Source organism: Geodermatophilus amargosae (assembly GCF_041028265.1).
Taxonomy (GTDB): domain Bacteria; phylum Actinomycetota; class Actinomycetes; order Mycobacteriales; family Geodermatophilaceae; genus Geodermatophilus; species Geodermatophilus amargosae_A.
The window spans coordinates 117242-136391 of the sequence record NZ_JABGCW010000011.1 but is presented as its reverse complement, the minus strand read 5'-3'; the positions used below and the strand labels follow the sequence as shown (position 1 = coordinate 136391).

Below are 19150 nucleotides of genomic sequence, written 5' to 3'. Positions count from 1 at the left end.
GGATGCGGGTGCGGGAGGGTCGGGCGGCGGGGGTCGGGCGGCGAGGGTCAGGCGGCGAGGCGGAGGACGGCCGCGCGGATCCGGTCGGGGTCCATCGGGTCGGTCGACAGGGCGCTGTGCAGCACCAGGCCCGTGACCAGCGCGTCCAGTTCGCCGGCGGTGACCGGGTCGAGGTGGCGTTGCAGGCTGCGCCGGCTGCGCTGCATCCAGTCCTGGGTGACCGCGCGCAGCGCCGGCCGGCGGGCGGCGGCCGCGTAGAGCTCGACGGTGAGCACGAGGTCACGACCGGAGACGAGCAGGTCGCCGGTGAGGTGCTCGACGAGCGCCGCCAGCGCCGCCGCCCGGTCCGGCGCGGTGCGCATGCGCTCGTCGAAGCGGCCGGCGACGTCCTCGACGAGCAGGGTGAACGCCGCGGCGTGCAGTTCGTCGAGGGAGGCGAAGTGGTAGGTCGTCGACCCCAGGGGCACGTCGGCCGCGCGGGCGATCGCCCGGTGCGTGGCGCCCCCGACCCCGACGTCGGCGATGACGTCGAGAGCGGTGGCCACCAGCCGGTCGCGCCGTCCGGGGTCGTGCCGGCGCGGACGCCGGGCGGGCGCCGGCGCGGCGGTCACCCGTGCTCCAGCGTCCGGACCACCCGGGCCGGGTTGCCCACGGCGACCACCCCGGCCGGCAGGTCCCGGGTCACCACCGACCCGGCGCCGACGACGGTGTCCGCGCCGATGGTCACGCCGGGCAGCACGATGACGCCGCCGCCGAGCCACACGTTGTCGCCGATGGTGATGGGCTGTGCGGCCTCCCACTTCTGGCGCCGCGGTCCGGGCTCCACCGGGTGGGTCGGCGTCAGCAGCTGGACGTTGGGGCCGATCTGCACGTCGTCGCCGATGGTGATCGCCGCGACGTCCAGGGCGACCAGGCCGAAGTTGGCGAAGGAGCGCGCGCCGACGTGCAGGTTGGTGCCGTAGTCGACGTGGAGGGGCGGGCGGATCTCGGTGCCCTCGCCGACAGAGCCCAGCAGCTGCTCGAGCAGGTGCCGGCGCAGCGGGCGCTGGCGCATCGTGGTGGCGTTGTAGGCCGCCGCCAGGTCCAGTGCCGCGGCGGCGGCCTCGGCGATCTCCGGGTCGTCGGCGATGTAGGGATCGCCGGCGAGCATCCGCTCACGCATGGTCCGGACGTCGTCGGCGGCAGGCAGCGAGGTCATGCGGACGAGCGTACACATGGATGCGGACGTCCGTACACAACGCGCGGCGCGGGAACCGATGAGTCCGTCGGACCGGGGGTGTCTACTCCGGCAGACCACCCACACCCGGAGGCCCGCGATGACCAGCACGCCGACCGAACTCGACACCCGCGGCCTCGAGGTGCCCGGCGCCGTCCTCACCTACGACGTCCGCCCCGGACCGGCCGGCGCGCCGGTGCTGTTCCTGGTCGGCTCGCCCATGGGCGCGGAGGGCTTCGGCACCCTGGCCGGCCACTTCCCCGACCGCACCGTGGTCACCTACGACGTGCGCGGCGCCGGGCGCAGCCGCCGCACCGACGGCGCGCCCACGAACACCCCCGAGGAGCACGCCGACGACCTGTCCGCCGTGATCGACGCCGTCGGTGGCGGCCCGGTGGACCTGTTCGCCACCAGTGGCGGCGCCATCAACGCCCTGACGCTCGTGGCCCGCCGGCCCGAGCAGGTGCGCACGCTGGTCGCCCACGAGCCCCCCGCGGTGCGCTACGTCCCCGACGCCGCCGAGGCCTCGGCCGCCACGCACGCGATCGGCGAGGCCTACCGGCAGGGCGGCCGCGGCCCGGGCATGGCCGCCTTCATCCGGCTGGTGGGCCACCGCGGCCCGGTGACCGCCGAGCTCGCCGGGCCGGCACCGGACCCGGCGGTGTTCGGCCTCCCGACCGAGGACGACGGGTCCCGCGACGACCCGCTGCTGTCGCAGAACCTGCTCTCCTCCACGCACGTCGAGTTCGACCTCGCGGCGCTGCGGGCCGCGCCCACCCGGGTCGTCGTCGCCGTGGGGGAGGCGTCGGAGGGGCAGCTGGCGCGCCGCGGCGGCGAAGGCGTCGCCGCCGCGCTCGGGACCACGCCGGTGCTCTTCCCCGGCGACCACGGCGGGTTCATGGGCGAGGAGTTCGGTCAGCGCGGCGAGCCGGAGGCCTTCGCGGCGCGGCTGCGGGAGGTCCTCGACGGCGGGGTCACCGACGGTGTGGCCTGAGGACCCTTGCCCGGCTCCGGCTCCGGCGGGACGCTGGTCCCGCCAGGACGCCACGCCGTACGGGAGTGTCCGGGAGGTCGCCGTGGAAGCACGCGTGGGGGACAGGATCGTCGTCCGCTCGACCCATCAGGGGGAGCCGGACCGCACGGGGCGGGTGACGGAGGTCCGCGGGGAGGCCGGCGGGCCTCCGTACGTCGTCCAGTGGGACGCCGACGGGCACACCGGCGTCTTCTACCCGGCCGGCTCCTGCACCGTCGAACACGAGCCCGCCGGGACCTGACTTCCCGGACGACGACCGCGCGGTGTGCCCGCACCGCGTCGGGGCGCGCCTCCCCACCGCGCTGCGTGCACACCGCGACGTCGTCGCGGCGGGGCGGCCTGCACCCGCCGCTCGCCGGCCGCCCGCCGACGGAGCACCAGGCAGCGCGGCACCGCGTGTCCGAGGGAGCCGACAGCGCCACGAGGGCTGCCCGGACACGCCGACGCCCCCGCCGCAGGGGTGCGGCGGGGGCGTCGGTCGTCGTCGGGTCAGGCCTGCGGGCCCTCCGCCGCCGGGCCCTGTGCGCCCTCGGGCCCCTCGGCCAGCAGCAGGTACAGCGCGCGGCGGGCCTCACCGAGGATCCCGACCGCGGCGGTGAACTGGGCCTCGGTGCCGGTGCGCGCCACCTGACGGACCGCGCCGTGCAGCTGCTCGAGCAGGCCCCGCAGGTCGGCGGGGGGAGCGCCCTCGGCGGCGCCGGCGAACGGGTCGCCCGCCGTGCCGCGCAGCTGCTCCGCGGCGCTGCGGCCGGTGTCGGTGAGCGTGGCCAGCTTGCGGCCGGCGTCGGCGGTGACCGTGACCAGGCCCTCGTCCTCGAGCTGGCTCAGCGTCGGGTAGATGGCGCCCGGGCTGGGTGTCCACCGGCCGGCGCTGCGCTCGGCGATCGCCTGCATGAGCTGGTAGCCGTGCATGGGCTGCTCGGCGAGGAGCAGCAGCACGGCGGCGCGGACGTCCCCGCGGGGGGCCCGCCCGCGGCTCCGCCGGCGCGGGCCCCCCGCGGGACCCGGGCCGAAGCCGGGACCGCCCTCGCGGCCGCCCCAACCGGGTCCGCCGAAGCCGGGACCGCCGAAGCCGGGTCCGCCGAAGCCGGGACCGCCGAAGCCGGGTCCTCCGGAGCCGAAGCCCCCGGGACCGGGGCCCCCGGCCTCGCCGGGCCCCCCGGGACCCCCGAAGCCGAAGCCGTGCGGGCGGCGACCGTGGCCCCCGTGCCCGTGGCCACCGTGCCCGGGACTCCCGTGCCCGGGACTCCCGTGCTCGTGGTCGCCGTGCTGAGCGTGCGAGCCCTGCCCGCCGTGGTGGGGACGGCGGCCGGGCCGCCAGCCCTCGAAGCGTGGATCGAACCCCATGACCGTCCTCCTGACATATCGGACGACAGTAACGATATGTCGTGACAGGTCTTGACGCAAGGAGGGGAGGAGGACGGCCGAGCCGGGCCCGTGGTGACCCGGGAGGTCAGCCCAGGGCGCCGAACACCGCGGAGGCGGCGGCGTCGAGGGCACCGCGCGCCCGGGCCCACGACGTCGAGGCGGGGAAGTCCCCGAGCAGCACGACCACCCGCCCGTCCGGGAGCACGCCGGCGGAGTGCACCTGCCGCCGGCCGTCGACGCAGCACATCCAGCCCTGTTTGGCGGCGACGCCTGCGGTCCCCCCGAGGACCCCGAAGACCTGGTCGAAGCCGTCGGCCGCGGTCGCCGTGGTGGCCTGCATCCAGCCGAGCAGGGTGGCCGCCGGCGCGTCCCGGGGTGTGGCGGCCAGACCGGCCAGGAACGTGGCGACGTCGGCCGCGCTCGTCGTCGCCTCGCCCCACTCGCCAGCGACCGCCGGCGGCGCGGTGGCGGTCAGCCCGGCGTCGGCCGCGGCGGCGGTGACCAGCGCGGCACCGTCGAAGCGGTCCCACAGCACGCTCATCGCGCCGTCGTCGGACCGCGCGATCGCCCGTTCCATGAGCGCGAGGTCGCGGTCACCGAGCTCGAGGGCGCCGGTGGCGTCGAGGGCGAGCAGCCGGCCGACGACGAGGGGCTTGACCAGTGAGGCGGTGTAGCGGACCTCCGCGGCGGAGGGGCCGGTCACCAGCGGACGCCCCGCGGTGTCGAGCACGACGACGTCGACCGTGCCGCGGGCCGCCGCGGCCGCCGCGTCCACCCCGGCCTGGACCGCGGCCGCGTCGACCGGAACCGGCGGTACCGGCCGTACCGGCGGGGTGCGCGCGGGGGGCTCCCTGGGGACCCCGAAGGGCTGCGGCACGAGTTCGGCGTGCACGGAGCCCGAGCCGGAGCCCGAGCCGGAACCCGAGTCCGAGCCCGAGGCGGACCCGGCCTGGGCGTCGTCCCGCACCAGGAGCAGGACCGCCAGCAGGCCGCCCGCGGTGACCAGCAGGACCGACGCCAGCACCACGGTCAGCACCGCGGTGACCAGCCGGGAGGCCGTCCCCCGGCGCGGGGACGGCTGTCGCACGGTGCTCACGCCTCCAGAGTGGACCCGATCCCCGGCGGAGAGGTGACCATCGTGTCGCCGGTCGCATCGCGGCCGAGGCGGGCGCGCACCAGCGTGACCAGGTCGGCCAGGCCGGGGGGCGGGCTGTGGGCCCACCAGGCCAGCCCCACCGGCACCCACGGCGCGTCCCGGAGGGGCCGGTAGACGACGCCGGGCCGCGGGTGCTGGCGCGCGGTCGCCTCGGTGGTCACCCCGGCGGCCTGGCCGGCGGCGATGGCGGTCAGCCACGCGTCCACCCCGCGCACGTCCCGGATCGCCGCCGGCTCGTGCGGTGCGGTCCACAGGTCCCTCGTCGTCGTCCCGGTCGCGCCGTCGGAGGCGAGGGCGCGCCCGGCGAGGTCGGCCAGCCGGACGCTGCGCCGGCGGGCCAGCGGGTCGTCGGCGGCCACCACGGCGTAGCGCCGCTCCCGCCCGACCTCCGCCGTCGCCAGGCGCGGGTCACCCGGCGGCCGGCGCAGGACGGCGACGTCGGCCAGGCCCTCCGTCAGGCCGGCGGTCGGGGTGTTGGACTGCACGAACAGCAGCGCGGCCCCGGGGTGCGCGTCGGCCCAGGCGCGCTGCACGGCAGCGGTGTGCCGGCCGAGCGCGGCCCAGGCGTAGCCGATCCTCAGCTCGTCCCGGGCGCGCTCGGCGGTGCGGCGGAGCGCGGCGACCTCCTCCAGGACACGGCGGGCGTGCGCGGCCACCCGGGTGCCCGCCGGGGTGAGCGCCACCGTCCGGGTGGTGCGGTGCAGCACCCGGGTCCCCAGGCCGCGCTCGAGCGCGGCGACCGTCCGTGACACCGACGCCTGCGTCGTGTGCAGGGCGGCCGCGGCGGCGGTGAACGTCCCCGTGTCGACGACGGCGAGCAGCGCCCGCAGCTGACGCACCTCAGGATCCATACGCCGACCGTATCGCCGGCCTCCATCCGGGCATTTCCCCTCCACGTCCGGGCTGCTCAGGATGGGCCAGGTGAACAGCGCCCCCGGCACGCCGGCGTCCTCCCGGTCCCGGACCGCCCGGAGCGTGGCCACCCTGCTGGCCGGCTCGGCCACCAACCAGGTCGGTGCCGCGCTCGGCGCGCACGCCTTCCCCGCCGTCGGGCCGGCCGGGGTGGTCGCCGTCCGGCAGTGGGTGGCCGCGGCGGTCCTGGTGCCGCTGGCGCGCCCGGACGTCCGGCGGATGACCTGGCCGCAGTGGTGGCCCGTGCTGCTGCTGGCCGCCGTCTTCGGGGCGATGAACCTGGCGCTCTACTCGGCGATCGAGCGGGTGGGGCTGGGGCTGGCGGTCACGCTGGAGTTCCTCGGGCCGCTGGCCCTCGCCCTGGCCGGGTCGCGGTCGCGGCGGGACCTCCTCGGCGCCCTCGTCGCGGCCGCCGGCGTGTGGCTGCTGGTGCTGCCCGGCGGCTCCAGCGACTGGGCCGGGATCGGGCTCGGGCTGTCGGCGGCCTGCTGCTGGGCGGCCTACATCCTGCTCAACCGGGTCGCCGGCGCGCGGCTGCCCGGGCTGCAGGCCCCGGCGATCGCCACGGCGCTGTGCGCACTGGCGGTGACCCCCGTCGTCGTCGTGCTGGTCGTCCAGCAGCGGCTCACCGGCGCGCCCCTGGCGTACGCCGTCGCCGCCGGGGTCCTGGCCTCCGCCGTGCCGTACGCCGCCGACCTGGTGGCGCTGCGCTGGGTGACGCCGCGGGCCTTCGGGGTCCTGTGCAGCGCACACCCGGTGTGGGCCGCGCTGGCCGGCACCGTCCTGCTGGGCCAGGCGCTGGCGCTGCACGAGTGGGCCGGGATCGGCGTCGTCGTGCTGGCCAACGGGATGGCGGTGCTGCACGGCGCGCAGGCGCGGCCGGCGGAGGTCCACAGTCCCGCCACGGTCGCCTTACAGGTCCCTCACAGGAAAGGGGCCGATCGTCAGGAGGACGGCCGGACCTGCCGGCCGCCGTGACGAGGAGGACCCCCGTGCGCAAGAAGTTCGTGCTCGCCACCACGGCCGGAGTCCTGGCCGTCGGCGGCCTCGCGTTCGCCGTACCTGCCATGGCCGAGGACGACACGACGACGGGGACCTCGGCCACCGCGGCCGAGGACCGCATCCGCGACGCCCTCTCCGGCCTCGTCGACGACGGCTCCATCTCCCAGGAGCAGGCCGACGAGGTGGCCACCACCCTCGGCGACGCCGGGATCGGCGGCTGGCACGGCGGCTGGCACGGCGGTGGATGGGGCGCCGGCCTCTCGGCGGCCGCCGAGACGCTGGGCCTGTCCGAGGAGGACCTGCGCACCGCGCTGGAGGCCGACGACGCCAGCCTCGCCTCCGTGGCCGAGGCCCAGGGCGTCGCGGTCGAGGACCTCGTGGCCGTACTCCTCGAGGGCCCGCGGGAGGGCATCGCCACCGCCGTCGAGGAGGGCCGGCTGACCCAGGAGGAGGCCGACGAGCGGCTGGCCGACGTGGAGACCCGGATCAGGGAGCTGGTGCAGTCCACCGACCTCGGCGGTCCCCGCGACGGCTGGCGCGGTGGTCCGTGGGGCCACGACGACGAGGACTGACCCCGGTCCCGTCCCGGTGCGGCGCCGCCCCTCGACAGGGGCGGTGCCGCACCCGGGTTCCCGCGCGCCGACGGCGGCCGCACGCCCGGGCCTCCCGGTAGCGTCCGCCGCCGTCCCACCCGGCGCGTCCCGCGCCGCGCGCAGACCGGAGGAGGCGGCCGTGCCGACCGCGACGCCGCCCGCGCCCGATCCGGTCCTCGCCGCAGCGCCTCCCGGGACCCCCGCGCGGGGCCTCGTCGTCGTCGGCGGCCTGCCGGGCAGCGGCAAGACCACGATGGTGCGGCGGCTGCTCGGCGCCGGCGTCCCCGGCGTGACCTCCGTGGACTCCGAGCAGGTCGCCGCCGGCTGGCGCACCGGCTCCCGCGTGCCCTACCGCCTGATGCGCCCGCTGGTGCACGCCCGGCACCGGTTGCGGGTCCTGCGTGCGCTGGCCGGTCCTGCTCCCGTGGTCGTCCTCGCCGACCCGTGGACCAGCCGCTGGTGGCGCCCGGTGGTGCAGGCGGCGGCCCGCCTGGCCGGCCGCACCGTGCGCCTGGTGCTGCTCGACGTGAGCGCCGGCGACGCCGCCGACGGCCAGCGCATCCGCGGCCGCCGCATCCCCGAGGGCCGCATGCGCCGGCACGCCGCCCGCTGGGACCGCTACCTCGCGGCCGGCCCGCTGCCCGGCGACACGCTGGTCCTGGACCGCCCCGGAGCCGCCCGGCTCAGCCTCGGGGAGCTGCTGGGGGCTGCTCCCGAGGAGCAGGCGGCGGGCTGAGGGAGCCGGTCAGGCCGAGCGCCCGCTCCAGCAGGCGCAGCCGGTAGACCGCCGTCAGCACGGCGAACCACAGCACCAGTGCCGGCAGCACGGTCTCGAACACCGGCTCGGCGGCCTCGGTGAGGCCGAAGTAGTCGCTGAACGTCGGCCACATCAGGCCGGCGGAGAAGACCACGACCAGGGCGGCCACCAGCAGCGCCGGGCGCCGGTCGCCGTCGGGGCGGGTCCACGCGGCGAACCACCGGTTGGGCGGCTTGAGGAACAGGATGAGCAGGAACGCCGCGTAGGACACGAACGTCGACAGGCCGGTCTGCGCGCCGAGGGTGGCCGCCGCCTCGGCGAACCCGACGTCGTCGGAGGACAGCCCGGTGTAGTCCTCGAACTCGTCGCGGACGAACGGCGGCAGGTCCGTGCCGGAGAGCCCCTCGAGCAGGCCGGTGTAGAGCCGGGTGTAGACGGCGACGCCGGCGGCCGCGGTGACCAGCATGGCCGGGACGACGAACCGCCACAGCGTGGTGAGCAGGTGCGGATCGGGGGGCTGCGGGCGGGCCCATGCGGTGAGGAACAGCGTGGGGACGCCGACGGTCAGCAGCGTGAGCCCGACCTGCGCGGGGGAGTAGGGGAAGCCCAGCCCCAGCATGGTGACGGCCAGGATGACCAGGCCCTGCGTGCCCACCCGCGCGAGGAAGACCTGCATGGAGGTGCTGATGCCGGTGATGATCCGGCGGCCCTCGTGCGCCGCGGGCAACAGCGCGCCCAGGGAGTCGCCGGTCAGCACGATGTCGGCGACGTCGCGGGTGACCGCGCTCCCGCTGGCCATCGCCACGCCGACGTGCGCCCGCTTGAGCGCCCGGGCGTCGTTGACGCCGTCGCCGACCATGGCCACGTAGCCCCCCTGCCGGCGCAGCGCGTCGACCAGCCGCTCCTTCTGCTCCGGCGCGACGCGCCCGAAGACCGTCGTCCGCCCGACGACGGCGTCGAGCTCGGGCTCCGACAGGCCGGCGAGCGCCGGGCCGGCCACCGGCTCCCCGGGCTCGAGCCCCGCCTGGCGGGCCAGCGCTGCCACGGTGGACGGGTCGTCGCCGGAGATGACCTTCACGGCGACCCCGTCGGCGGTGAGCCGGGCCAGGGTCTCGACCACGTCGGCGCGCAGCTCGTCGGCCAGCGCCACCACGGCCAGCGGCTGCAGCTGCGGCAGCCGGGCCCGGCCGGTGTCGTCGCGCAGCGGGGCGTCCCCGGGGGCCCGCGCCAGGACGAGCACGCGCAGCCCCTGCGCGGTGAGCTCGCGCACCGGGGCGCCCAGCGGCGGGCCGGTCAGCCGCGGCGCCAGCGTGTCGGGGGCGCCGAGGACCAGCACGGCGTCGCCGGTGCGCAGCGCGCTCCAGCGCAGCGAGGAGGAGAACGGCACCTCCTCGGTGACCGGCACCGGCTCCCCGGGCAGCGCCTGCGCCAGCGCCGTCGTCGTCAGGTTCCCCGCGGCGGTGCTGCGGGCCATCGACCCCAGCAGCCGCTCGACCCCGGCGGCCGGCAGGTCGCCGACCGGGCGCACCCCGGCCAGCGACAGCCGCCCGGTGGTCAGCGTGCCGGTCTTGTCGGTGCAGACGACGTCGACGTTGCTCACCGACTCCACCGCGTTCACCTGCTGCACCAGTGCACCGCGCCCGGCGCTCCTCGCCGCACCGACGGTGTAGGCGACGGCGACGAGGAAGAACAGGCCGTAGGGCACCAGGCCCGAGAGCACCGCGGTGGTCTGCACGGTCCGCACGAGCGTGAACCCCTCGAGCGCGGCCTGCGCCAGGATCGTCACGCTCATCAGCAGGACCAGGAGCATGACCAGCCGGACGACGAAGCCGATCCGCCGCTGCAGCGGCGTCTGGTCGGTGGAGACCCGCCGCGCCTCGGCGGTCAGCCGGCCCGCGTAGGACGCCGCCCCGACGTCGCGGGCCAGCTGGGTGCCCTGCCCGCCGACGACGAACGAGCCCGACAGCAGGTCCCCGCCGGGCTCCTTGGGCAGCGCCTCGGACTCGCCGGTGAGCAGCGACTCGTCGACCTCCAGCCGCCCGGTGAGCACCGGCCCGTCGACGACCACCTGCCCGCCGGGCGCCAGCCGCAGGACGTCGCCGCGCACGACCTCCTCCGGCGGCACCTCCACGTCGGCGCCGTCGCGCAGCACGGTCACCGTGCCGCGCGCCAGCAGCTGCAGCCGGTCGAGCTTGCGCTTGGCGCGGATCTCCTGGACGGCGCTGATCGTGGCGTTCACCAGGCCCAGGCCCACGCTGGTGAAGGCGTCGCTGTAGCGGCCCAGCGCCAGCAGCGCGGCGCCGATGGTGAACAGGATGACGTTGAAGAAGGAGAAGACGTTGGTGCGCAGGATGACGCCGTAGCCGCGCGAGGACGCGCTGACCGCGACGTTGCCCTCCCCGCGCCGGTGTCGCGCCCGCGCCTCGGCCGCGGTCAGGCCGCCGGGCTCCACCGTGCCGGGCGCGGGGGGCGGCGACTGCGTCTTCACCGCACGACGATGACAGGCCCGGCGGCGGCGGGCAGCGTGCGGCGCCCGTTCCCCGGCCGACGCCCGCCGCGGGCGCGGCTGCTGCGTCACGTCCCCCCGTGAGGGGGTGGGCTGATCGTGCCGCGCCCCGGCCCGGTGCCGACGGGGAGCCAGGAGGGGGGCTCAGGCCGGGACGAGGCGGCGGCACTCGGGGCAGACGTCGTCGGCACCCAGCCCGCGGTGGCCGTGCCAGGCCCCCCGGACGACGGCGACCGGCGTGCCGCAGGCGGCCACCCACGGCGGCGGCCCGTCGGCGGCCTCGCGCGGGACGGCGTGCGCCCGGCTGGTCTCCTGGTCCCGGCCGGCGGCGTGCCCGCTCCCCGCGTTCGTCACCGCGCCAGTGTCCCCGGCGACCCGCTCCCCGCGGCGCACCTCGCGGGCCACGATCGGCGGCGCGGCCGGCGACCGTCCCGGGCACGGGGCACGCCCTGCCGCCCGCGGTGCACGGGCCGCTGGCCGCGGCGGTCACCGCGCACACCGCGGCCGCCGACGCGGGGACGACGGCCGGCTGGCCCCGGAGGGGGGCGCAGCGCGTTCCGTTCCGGCCGGGCCCCGTCCGGTCCAGGATGTCGGCCGTGACCGCCCCGTCGACGCCGCTGCCGTGGTTCCCCGCGGCGGAGGCGCCCGGCGGGCGGCCCGTGCCGGCCCGTGCCGGGGGAGGCCCCGACCGGCTGGTCCTCGACCCCGCCGCGGTCTCCCTGGCCGGCCCGCGCGGGCACGACCAGGACGCCGGGTACGCCGGCCCCCGGCTGCTCGTCGTCGCCGACGGGGTGGGCGGCAACCGGGGTGGCGCCGCCGCGGCCCGGGTGGCCGTCGGCGAGGTCGTCCGCCGCGCCGCCGCCGCCCGCGCGGACAGCACCGAGGACGCGCCCGACGCCGGCCTGGCCGCCACGTTCGCCGCCGCCGACGCCGCCGTCCGCGCGGCCGCCGCCGCGGACCCGGCGCTGTCCGGCATGGCCACCACCTGCACCGCCGCCGTGCTGGCGCGCGACGGGCGGGTCGTCGTCGCCCACGTCGGGGACAGCCGCGCCCTGCTGCTGCGCGGGGGCGTCCTCACCCGGCTGACCACCGACCACTCGCTGGTCCAGGCCCTCGTGGACTCCGGCGGCCTGACGCCGGAGGAGGCCGCGACCTCCCCGATGCGCTCGGTGCTGCTGCGTGTGCTCGGCGGCTCGGCGGACCCCGGCCCGGCCGACCTGATCGCGGTCGCCGCCCGGGCCGGCGACCGCCTGCTGCTGTGCACCGACGGCCTGTCCGGCGTCGTCCCGGCCGCGACGCTGCAGCGGGTCCTGGCCGCCGAGCGCCGTCCCGCGGCCGCCGCCGCGCGCCTCCTCATGGCCGCGCTGGCGGCCGGAACCCGCGACGACGTCACCGCGGTGGTCGCCGACGTCGCCCCCGCCGGGTGGGCCGGCGGGGCCGCGGAGGTCCGCGTCGGGTCGGCGGGCGACGTCCCGGAGGACTGAGTCCCCGGGGTCTTGCCCGCCGCGCGCGTCCGGGGGCAGGGTGTGAGCCACACCACATCCCGCAGCGACCCACCAGGCCCGGGAGGTCCCCGTGCGCATCCCCCACCAGGACAGCGACCGGCCCGGCGGCGGCCGTGGGTAGGGACGTGGTCCCGGCGCCGGCGCCGCGGGAGCCGGCCCGGGTGCGCAACGTGGCGTTGGTCGGCCACGCCGGCGCGGGCAAGACCACCCTCGCCGAGGCACTGCTCGTGGCCACCGGCGCCCTCCCGCGTGCCGGGCGGGTCGAGGACGGCACCACCTGCCTGGACGCCGACGACGTCGAGGTGCGCCAGCAGCGGTCGGTGACCCTCGGCGTGGCCACCGTCGAGCACGACGGCACCCGGATCACGCTGCTCGACACCCCCGGCAGCCCCGACTTCGTCGGCGAGCTGCGCGCCGGGCTGCGCGCCGCCGACGCCGCGCTGTTCGTCGTCTCCGCCGTCGGGGGCGTCGACGCCTCGACCGTCGCCCTGTGGGAGGAGTGCGCCGCGGTCGGCATGCCGCGCGCCGTCGTCGTCACCCAGCCCGACCGCGCACGCGCCGACGTGGAGGAGACCGTGCGGCTGTGCCGGACGATGCTCGGCCAGGGCGTCTACCCGGTGCACCTGGTCGACCGGGGCCCGGACGGGTCCGTGCAGGGGGTGGTCAACCTGCTCGAGCCCGGCGCGGACGCCCCCGACGCCGACCGCCTCCGCAGCGAGCTGATCGAGGGGATCATCGGCGAGAGCGAGGACGAGGCGCTCATGGAGCGCTACCTCGCCGGCGACGAGCTCGTCCAGGGCGACCTGATGAGCGACCTGGGCACCGCCGTCGCCCGCGGCTCCTTCCACCCGGTGCTCTGCGCCGCCCCGCTGCTGGGCATCGGCCTCGACTCGCTGCTCTACCTCCTGGTGAACGGCTTCCCGTCCCCGCAGGAGCACGACTGCCCGCCGGTCACCCGCCCCGACGGCGCCCCGGCGCCGCCGCTGTCGTGCGACCCCGACGGCCCCCTGGTGGCCGAGGTGGTCAAGACGACGACCGACCCCTACCTCGGCCGGGTCTCGCTGCTGCGGGTGTTCTCCGGTACCCTGCGCCCGGACACCCCGGTGCACGTCTCCGGGCACGGCGGCGCCGAGCGCGGCCATCCCGACCACGACGTCGACGAGCGCATCGGCGCGGTGTCCTCCCCGCTGGGGTCGGCGCTGCGCCCGGTCGCCGCCTGCCCCGCCGGTGACGTCTGCGCGGTCGCCCGGCTGACCTCGGCCGAGACCGGGGACACCCTGTCCTCGCCCGGGGACCCGCGGCTGGTGCCGCCCTGGGAGCTCCCGGTGCCCCAGCACCCGGTGGCCGTCGAGGCCGCCTCCCGCGCCGACGAGGACCGGCTCGGCCCGGCGCTGGCCCGGCTGGCCGCCGAGGACCCCACGGTGCGCGTGGAGCGCTCCCGCGAGACCGGGCAGCTGCTGCTGTGGTGCGTGGGGGAGGCGCACGGCGAGGTGCTGCTCGAGCGGCTGCGCACCCGGCACGGCGTCGCGGTGACGACGGTGCCGGTGCGGGTGCCCATGGTGGAGACGCTGGCCGGGCCCGCCCGCGCCACCGGCCGGCTGGTCAAGCAGTCCGGCGGGCACGGGCAGTACGCCGTCGTGGTCGTCGAGGCCGAGCCCGGCCCGCCCGGGTCGGGCGTCACCTTCACCCAGCGCGTCGTCGGCGGAGCGGTGCCCTCGCAGTACCACGGCAGCGTGGAGAAGGGCGTCCGCGCGCAGTGCGCCCGCGGGGTGCACGACGACCGCCCGCTGGTCGACGTCGCCTTCGTCCTCGTCGACGGCAAGGCGCACTCGGTGGACTCCTCCGACGCCGCCTTCCAGTCCGCCGGGGCGCTGGCGGTCCGCGAGCTGGCCGCCGCCGCCGGCACCCGGGTGCTGGAGCCGTGGTGCGAGGTGGAGGTGGTCGTGCCCGCCGAGCACGTGGGGGCGGTCATGAGCGACCTGTCCTCCCGCCGCGCCCGGGTCACCGGCAGCGAGGCCGACCCCGACCGGGACCGCACCACCGTGCGCGCGGAGGTCCCCGAGATCGAGCTGCTCGGCTACGCCGGGGCGCTGCGCTCGGTCAGCCACGGCACCGGGTCCTTCGGCCGGCGCCCGCTCGGCCACGAGCCGGCCCCGGCCTCCCTGGTCGCCGTCCCCGCCTGACGGCCGGGCGGCCCGTTGCCGGGGCCCGCCACGGGCTCGCGAGTGGCGGGGGACGGCGGGGTCCGTCGACTAGCCTCGGGCACGGTGTGCAGCGGGGTGGAGGAGCAGTGACGTCGTCGCAGGGGCCGTCGGCCGCCGTCCCGGCGACCCCGGTGGCGGGGACGCCGGTGGTGTCGGACCGCAACGCGCTGCCCGACCGGGTGTGGACGGTGCCCAACGCGCTGTCGGTGCTGCGGCTGCTCGGCGTGCCGCTGTTCCTGTGGCTGCTGCTGGGCCCGCGCGAGGACGGCTGGGCCGTCGTCGTCCTCATGGTCGCCGGCGTCAGCGACTGGGCCGACGGCAAGCTCGCCCGGGTCCTCGGCCAGTCCAGCCGGCTCGGCGCGCTGCTGGACCCCGCCGCCGACCGGCTCTACATCATCGCGACGCTCGTGGCCTTCGTGCTGCGCGACGTCGTCCCGCTGTGGGTGGTGGCCGTGCTCGTCGGCCGCGAGGTCGTGCTCGGGCTGATGCTGCTGGTCCTGCGCCTCCACGGCTACGAGCCCCTCCAGGTGCACTACCTGGGCAAGGCGGCCACCTTCAACCTGCTCTACGCCTTCCCGCTGCTGCTCCTGGCCGACGACGCCACCGGCGCCTGGCTGGCGTGGGTCCAGCCGGTGGCCTGGGCCTTCACCATCTGGGGCGGCGCGCTCTACGTCCTGTCCGGGGTCTTCTACGTCGTCCAGGTGGCCGGGATCGTGCGGGCCGAGCGGGCCGGGACGCCGGGCCGCCCGGTGCCGTGACGGCGACCCGGCCGGCCGGACCCCCGCGTGGCGGCGGGGTCCGTTCGATGGGCGCCTCCCTGCTCGACCAGGTGCTCGCCGAGACCCTCGACCCCGCCTACGCCCGCGCCGCTCAGGCCCGGGCGGCCCGCGACCCCTCCGGGGATGGCCGGCGCGGCCCGGGCGCGGTGGTGGTGGCGGTGACGATGGCCGCCGCCGGCCTGCTCGTCGGCGTCACCTACGACCAGGCCGCCTCCGGCGCGGCCGGCCGCGAGGAGGTCCGCGGCGCGCTGGTCGAGGACATCGGCACCCAGTCCGACACCATCGAGGGCCTCTCCGCCGAGCTCGAGGACCTGCGCGCCCGGGTCGCCGACGCCCGCGAGGACGCCCTGGCCGCCAGCACGGTCGGCCAGCGGGCCATCGACGACCTCGACGCCGCGGAGCTCGCCGCCGGCCTCGTGGCCGTCAGCGGGCCCGGCCTGCTGGTCACCCTGGCCGACGCCGAGCCCGACGCCGACGCCGACCCGGTGGGCGGCACCGACGACGGCAGCGGCGACGTGCGCGACGGCGACCTGCAGCTGGTGGTCAACGCGCTGTGGGCCGCCGGCGCCGAGGCGGTCTCGATCAACGGCCAGCGGCTGGGCCCCACCACCGCGATCCGCTTCGCCGGGGAGGCGGTCCTCGTCGACTTCCGCCCGGTCACCAACCCGTACCAGATCAGCGCCGTCGGCGACCCGGACGAGCTCCGGTCGCGGTTCCTGGCCAGCCCCGAGGTCAACGCCCTGGCGGTCATCTCGGAGTCCTTCGGCCTGCTCTTCGAGTTCGCCCAGGAGGACGAGCTGTCCGTTCCCGCCGGGGGAGTCCCCGAGCTGCGCTCCGCCGCCCCCTTCACCGGCCAGCCCGCCGAGGCCGCCGCCGGCGACTCGGGGGGCTGAGCGGTGATCCCCGTCATCGGCCTGGCCGTCGGCATCGCCCTGGGCCTGGTGCTCGACCCCACCGTCCCCCTGTGGCTGCAGCCCTACCTCCCGATCGCGGTGGTCGCCGCCCTCGACGCGGCCTTCGGGGGCGCCCGGGCCCGCCTCGACGGGATCTTCGACGCCAAGGTGTTCGTCATCTCGTTCGTGTCGAACGTCGTCGTCGCCGCGCTGATCGTCTTCCTCGGCGACCAGCTGGGCGTCGGTGCCCAGCTGTCCACCGCGGTGGTCGTCGTCCTCGGCATCCGCATCTTCGGCAACGCTGCGGCCATCCGCCGGCACCTGTTCCGGGCATGAGCGGCACCCCGCGCCCGCCCGGCGACGACGAGCGGCCGCGCCCGGACGACGCCGGTCCCCCCGTCGACGCGCCGGCCGGGGAGGTGACCGGCTCGCCGGCGGCGGAGCCCGCGGCCGAGCCCGCCCCGGCGACCGCCCGGCGCCGCCGCCCGCGGCTGGTGGCCGCGTCGCTGATCGCGGTCCTCACCGCGCTGCTCGGCTTCGCCATCGCGGTGCAGGTGCGCAGCACCGGCACCGGCCAGACGCTCGAGGGCGCCCGCGAGGAGGAGCTCGTCGCCATCCTCGACGACCTCGACCTCGAGGAGGAGCGGCTGCGCGGCCAGATCGCCGACCAGCGCGGCGCCCTGCGCGAGCTGTCCGACACCGACAGCCGCTCGGCGGCCGCCCTCGAGGACGCCACCGAGCGCGCCGACGCCCTCGCCATCCTCAACGGCACCGTCGTCGCCGAGGGCCCCGGGCTGGTCATGAGCATCCGCGACCCCGAGGGGCGGGTGCGCGTCGCCGACCTGCTCGACGCCGTCCAGGAGCTGCGCGGCGCGGGCGCCGAGACGATGCAGATCGACGGCGTCCGGGTCGGCGTCTCCACCGCCGTCACCGGCACCCCGGGCGCCCTGCGGGTCGACGGCCGGGCGGTGTCGGCACCCTACGAGGTCGTCGTCATCGGCTCCCCGCAGGACCTGCAGACGGCGATGAGCATCCCCGGCGGCGTCGTCGACCGGGTGGGCCGGCAGGGCGGCAGCGTCGACATCCAGCAGCGCGACCGCGTCGTGGTGGACGCGTTGCGGCCGCTCGACGAGCCTCAATACGCTCAGCCCGACGACGGCGACTGAGCGCTCCGCGCGGCGCCGTCCCACCCCGGACCCCTGGAGACGACGCCGCATGAGCACCCCGGACGACCGCCGCTACACCGACCAGCACGAGTGGGCCCTCGTGCAGGGGAGCGGGGCCTCGGGCACGGTCGTGCGGGTCGGCATCACCGACCACGCGCAGGACGCGCTCGGCGACATCGTGTTCGTGCAGCTCCCCGAGGTCGGGGAGGAGGTCGGCCCGGGCAACCCGATCGGCGAGGTCGAGTCGACCAAGTCGGTGTCCGACGTCTACTCGCCCGTCGCCGGCACCGTCTCGGCGGTGAACGAGACCCTCTCGAGCGCTCCGGAGACCATCAACGCCGATCCCTACGGCGCGGGCTGGCTGGTGGAGATCACCGTGGCCGGCGACGACGGCGACCCCACCGCCGGCCTGCTCGACGCCGCCGCCTACGAGGCGCTCGCCGGCGCGTCCTGACCGCACCCCCGGCCCGGTCGGGGCCCTCGGGGCGATCACTATGCTCCCCTGGGGACCGGCTCTCGACCGGCTCCCGACCGGCCCCGTGGGGCTGCTGTGACGCCACCCGGGCGTCCGGTTGACCCTCGGGACCACCGCTGGTTCCATGACCAACGGCCCGCCGTGCCCCGCACGGCGGCCGACCCGCGACGGCACCGTCCGGTGCCGTCGTCCGCCGGCCGCCCGCGGCAGACCCCCTCGCCCGCGGCGGTGCCCCCTGCACCGGAGGAGACAGACGTGCACTGCACTCGCTGTGGCCACGACAACCCCGAGGGCAGTCGCTTCTGCGCGCAGTGCGGCGCCGCCCTCTCCCAGGAGCGGGTGGGTGAGTCGACCAGCGTCATCCCGAAGGTGGGCGGCGAGGACACCGGCGACGTCCCCGAGGCGGCCGAGCCGTCCGCCGACGCCCACGCCGGCGCGGTCGAGTCCCTGCCCGCCGGGTCCGCCCTGCTGGTGGTGAAGCGCGGCCCGAACGCCGGCAGCCGCTTCCTGCTCGACCAGGACGTCACCACCGCCGGCCGGCACCCCGACAGCGACATCTTCCTCGACGACGTGACCGTCAGCCGCCGGCACGTGGAGTTCCACCGCGAGGGCGGCGGCTTCTCGGTGCACGACGTCGGCAGCCTCAACGGCACCTACGTCAACCGCGAGCCGGTCGACGTGGCGACCCTGGCCGGGGGTGACGAGGTGCAGATCGGCAAGTTCCGCCTCGTCTACCTCACCGGCCCGCGCACCGGCGAGCCCGCCACCCGCTGACCCCGGTGCCCGGAGCGCCCGCCGGCGCGCCCGGGGACGGCGCCGCCCACGCCCGCACCCCCCGACTGACGATCGGGGCGGTGCTGGCGGCGCTGCGCGGCGACTTCCCCGACGTGACCATCAGCAAGATCCGGTTCCTCGAGGGCGAGGGCCTGGTCGCTCCGCAGCGGACGCCGTCGGGGTACCGGAAGTTCTCCCGGGCCGACGTCGACCGGCTGCGCTACGTGCTCACCGCCCAGCGGGACCACTACCTGCCGCTGCGGGTGATCAAGGAGCACCTGGACGCCCTCGACCGGGGGCAGCCGGTGCCCGGCGCCCCGTCACCCGGCGCCCCGTCACCCGGCCCGGCGGCGTCCGACCCACCGGCGTCCGGCCCGCCGGCCGACGACGGCGGCGGGCCGGACGAGGCGCCGGCCGCTGCGGGGCCGATGGACGCCGCCGAGTTCGCCCGCGCGGCGGGGCTGACGCCCGCGCAGCTGGCCGACTGCGTCCAGTTCGGGCTGCTCGCCCCCGACGCCGAGGGACGGCACCCCGCGGGGGACCTGCCACTCGCCCGGGCGGCGGCGGGGCTGGCCCGGCACGGCATCGAGCCGCGGCACCTGCGGGTGTTCCGCAACGGCGCCGAGCGGGAGGCCGCGCTGGTGGAGTCCCTGCTGGCACCGGTGCTGCGGTCGCGGTCGGAGGACGCGCGCACCCGGGCCGGGGAGCAGCTGGCCGAGCTCTCCGCCCTCTCGGCGCAACTGCACCGGGCGCTGCTGGAGGCACGCCTCCGGGACCTGTTGCGCCCGTGACTCCGGCGTACGGTGGAGCC

General features: G+C 77.6%; 21 protein-coding genes. 14 read left to right on the top strand and 7 right to left on the bottom strand.

What is annotated here, in order from left to right; all coding sequences use genetic code 11:
- Positions 1 to 47 precede the first annotated feature (47 nt).
- Positions 48 to 611: a TetR/AcrR family transcriptional regulator gene (locus HLV61_RS15110; protein WP_369256817.1), complete on the bottom strand. Its 564-nt coding sequence runs from the start codon at positions 609 to 611 to the stop codon at positions 48 to 50.
- Positions 608 to 1198 (bottom strand): sugar O-acetyltransferase, encoded by a 591-nt coding sequence (locus HLV61_RS15105; protein ID WP_369256815.1) that lies wholly within the window; start codon positions 1196 to 1198, stop codon positions 608 to 610. The genes HLV61_RS15110 and HLV61_RS15105 overlap by 4 nt, the downstream gene beginning before the upstream one ends.
- Positions 1199 to 1316: 118 nt before the next feature.
- Between HLV61_RS15105 and HLV61_RS15100 the strand changes: the two genes are divergently transcribed.
- Both HLV61_RS15100 and HLV61_RS15095 read left to right on the top strand, forming a co-directional pair.
- Positions 1317 to 2210, top strand: coding sequence for an alpha/beta fold hydrolase (locus HLV61_RS15100; protein WP_369256813.1), 894 nt, complete (start codon positions 1317 to 1319; stop codon positions 2208 to 2210).
- Positions 2211 to 2304: 94 nt separating this feature from the next.
- Entirely contained in the window at positions 2305 to 2490 is a 186-nt protein-coding gene (locus HLV61_RS15095) for a DUF1918 domain-containing protein (RefSeq protein ID WP_369256811.1), read from the top strand.
- Between the two features lie 248 nt (positions 2491 to 2738).
- Here the strand turns inward: HLV61_RS15095 and HLV61_RS15090 are convergent, their stop codons facing one another.
- From HLV61_RS15090 to HLV61_RS15080, 3 genes are all read right to left on the bottom strand, one after another.
- Positions 2739 to 3596 carry a PadR family transcriptional regulator gene (locus HLV61_RS15090; protein WP_369256809.1) on the bottom strand — a complete coding sequence of 286 codons (858 nt, stop codon included), beginning with the start codon at positions 3594 to 3596 and terminating at the stop codon, positions 2739 to 2741.
- Positions 3597 to 3702: 106 nt separating this feature from the next.
- Complete coding sequence (locus HLV61_RS15085) at positions 3703 to 4713, bottom strand: serine hydrolase (RefSeq protein WP_369256807.1); 1011 nt, start codon at positions 4711 to 4713, stop codon at positions 3703 to 3705.
- On the bottom strand, positions 4710 to 5624 hold the full coding sequence (locus tag HLV61_RS15080; RefSeq protein WP_369256805.1) for a LysR family transcriptional regulator: 915 nt from the start codon (positions 5622 to 5624) through the stop codon (positions 4710 to 4712). The genes HLV61_RS15085 and HLV61_RS15080 overlap by 4 nt, the downstream gene beginning before the upstream one ends.
- A gap of 61 nt (positions 5625 to 5685) precedes the next feature.
- Between HLV61_RS15080 and HLV61_RS15075 the strand changes: the two genes are divergently transcribed.
- The 3 genes from HLV61_RS15075 to HLV61_RS15065 all read left to right on the top strand — a co-directional run bounded on the left by HLV61_RS15075 (position 5686) and on the right by HLV61_RS15065 (position 8016).
- Positions 5686 to 6663: an EamA family transporter gene (locus HLV61_RS15075; RefSeq protein ID WP_440284811.1), complete on the top strand. Its 978-nt coding sequence runs from the start codon at positions 5686 to 5688 to the stop codon at positions 6661 to 6663.
- 14 nt (positions 6664 to 6677) lie between these two features.
- On the top strand, positions 6678 to 7259 hold the full coding sequence (locus tag HLV61_RS15070; protein WP_369256802.1) for a hypothetical protein: 582 nt from the start codon (positions 6678 to 6680) through the stop codon (positions 7257 to 7259).
- Positions 7260 to 7419: 160 nt separating this feature from the next.
- Positions 7420 to 8016, top strand: a complete 597-nt coding sequence (locus HLV61_RS15065; RefSeq protein ID WP_369256800.1) for an AAA family ATPase — start codon at positions 7420 to 7422, stop codon at positions 8014 to 8016.
- On the opposite strand, the gene HLV61_RS15060 is transcribed toward HLV61_RS15065, so the two are convergent.
- A complete protein-coding gene (locus HLV61_RS15060; RefSeq protein ID WP_369256798.1) occupies positions 7964 to 10525 on the bottom strand; it encodes an HAD-IC family P-type ATPase in 2562 nt (853 codons plus the stop codon). The two genes, HLV61_RS15065 and HLV61_RS15060, sit on opposite strands and share 53 nt — an antisense overlap.
- Before the next feature lie 162 nt (positions 10526 to 10687).
- A complete protein-coding gene (locus HLV61_RS15055) occupies positions 10688 to 10897 on the bottom strand; it encodes a hypothetical protein (RefSeq protein WP_369256796.1) in 210 nt (69 codons plus the stop codon).
- A gap of 242 nt (positions 10898 to 11139) precedes the next feature.
- Here HLV61_RS15055 and HLV61_RS15050 point away from each other — a divergent pair, with 242 nt between their 5' ends.
- From HLV61_RS15050 to ftsR, 9 genes are all read left to right on the top strand, one after another.
- Positions 11140 to 12027 carry a PP2C family protein-serine/threonine phosphatase gene (locus tag HLV61_RS15050; RefSeq protein WP_369256795.1) on the top strand — a complete coding sequence of 296 codons (888 nt, stop codon included), beginning with the start codon at positions 11140 to 11142 and terminating at the stop codon, positions 12025 to 12027.
- A gap of 134 nt (positions 12028 to 12161) precedes the next feature.
- Positions 12162 to 14231 carry an elongation factor G-like protein EF-G2 gene (locus tag HLV61_RS15045; protein WP_369256793.1) on the top strand — a complete coding sequence of 690 codons (2070 nt, stop codon included), beginning with the start codon at positions 12162 to 12164 and terminating at the stop codon, positions 14229 to 14231.
- A 107-nt stretch (positions 14232 to 14338) separates the two neighbouring features.
- A complete protein-coding gene (locus HLV61_RS15040) occupies positions 14339 to 15010 on the top strand; it encodes a CDP-alcohol phosphatidyltransferase family protein (RefSeq protein ID WP_369256791.1) in 672 nt (223 codons plus the stop codon).
- A gap of 47 nt (positions 15011 to 15057) precedes the next feature.
- A complete protein-coding gene (locus HLV61_RS15035; protein WP_369256789.1) occupies positions 15058 to 15924 on the top strand; it encodes a DUF881 domain-containing protein in 867 nt (288 codons plus the stop codon).
- 3 nt (positions 15925 to 15927) lie between these two features.
- Positions 15928 to 16260 carry a small basic family protein gene (locus HLV61_RS15030; protein ID WP_369256787.1) on the top strand — a complete coding sequence of 111 codons (333 nt, stop codon included), beginning with the start codon at positions 15928 to 15930 and terminating at the stop codon, positions 16258 to 16260.
- On the top strand, positions 16257 to 17090 hold the full coding sequence (locus tag HLV61_RS15025; RefSeq protein WP_369256785.1) for a DUF881 domain-containing protein: 834 nt from the start codon (positions 16257 to 16259) through the stop codon (positions 17088 to 17090). The genes HLV61_RS15030 and HLV61_RS15025 overlap by 4 nt, the downstream gene beginning before the upstream one ends.
- Positions 17091 to 17139: 49 nt before the next feature.
- Positions 17140 to 17544 (top strand): glycine cleavage system protein GcvH, encoded by a 405-nt coding sequence (gene gcvH / locus HLV61_RS15020; RefSeq protein WP_369256783.1) that lies wholly within the window; start codon positions 17140 to 17142, stop codon positions 17542 to 17544.
- Positions 17545 to 17820: 276 nt separating this feature from the next.
- Positions 17821 to 18339, top strand: coding sequence for an oxoglutarate dehydrogenase inhibitor Odhl (gene odhI / locus HLV61_RS15015; RefSeq protein WP_185938311.1), 519 nt, complete (start codon positions 17821 to 17823; stop codon positions 18337 to 18339).
- Positions 18340 to 18344: 5 nt separating this feature from the next.
- On the top strand, positions 18345 to 19130 hold the full coding sequence (gene ftsR, locus HLV61_RS15010; RefSeq protein ID WP_369256781.1) for a transcriptional regulator FtsR: 786 nt from the start codon (positions 18345 to 18347) through the stop codon (positions 19128 to 19130).
- Positions 19131 to 19150 lie beyond the last annotated feature (20 nt).

Excerpts from the sequence above, each read along its gene's own strand:
- HLV61_RS15105 (WP_369256815.1), bottom strand. The coding sequence starts at position 1,198 with ATGACCTCGCTGCCTGCCGCCGACGACGTCCGGACCATGCGTGAGCGG.
- HLV61_RS15100 (WP_369256813.1), top strand. The coding sequence starts at position 1,317 with ATGACCAGCACGCCGACCGAACTCGACACCCGCGGCCTCGAGGTGCCC.
- HLV61_RS15090 (WP_369256809.1), bottom strand. The coding sequence starts at position 3,596 with ATGGGGTTCGATCCACGCTTCGAGGGCTGGCGGCCCGGCCGCCGTCCC.
- HLV61_RS15080 (WP_369256805.1), bottom strand. The coding sequence starts at position 5,624 with ATGGATCCTGAGGTGCGTCAGCTGCGGGCGCTGCTCGCCGTCGTCGAC.
- HLV61_RS15075 (WP_440284811.1), top strand. The coding sequence starts at position 5,686 with ATGGGCCAGGTGAACAGCGCCCCCGGCACGCCGGCGTCCTCCCGGTCC.
- HLV61_RS15035 (WP_369256789.1), top strand. The coding sequence starts at position 15,058 with ATGGGCGCCTCCCTGCTCGACCAGGTGCTCGCCGAGACCCTCGACCCC.
- HLV61_RS15025 (WP_369256785.1), top strand. The coding sequence starts at position 16,257 with ATGAGCGGCACCCCGCGCCCGCCCGGCGACGACGAGCGGCCGCGCCCG.
- gcvH (WP_369256783.1), top strand. The coding sequence starts at position 17,140 with ATGAGCACCCCGGACGACCGCCGCTACACCGACCAGCACGAGTGGGCC.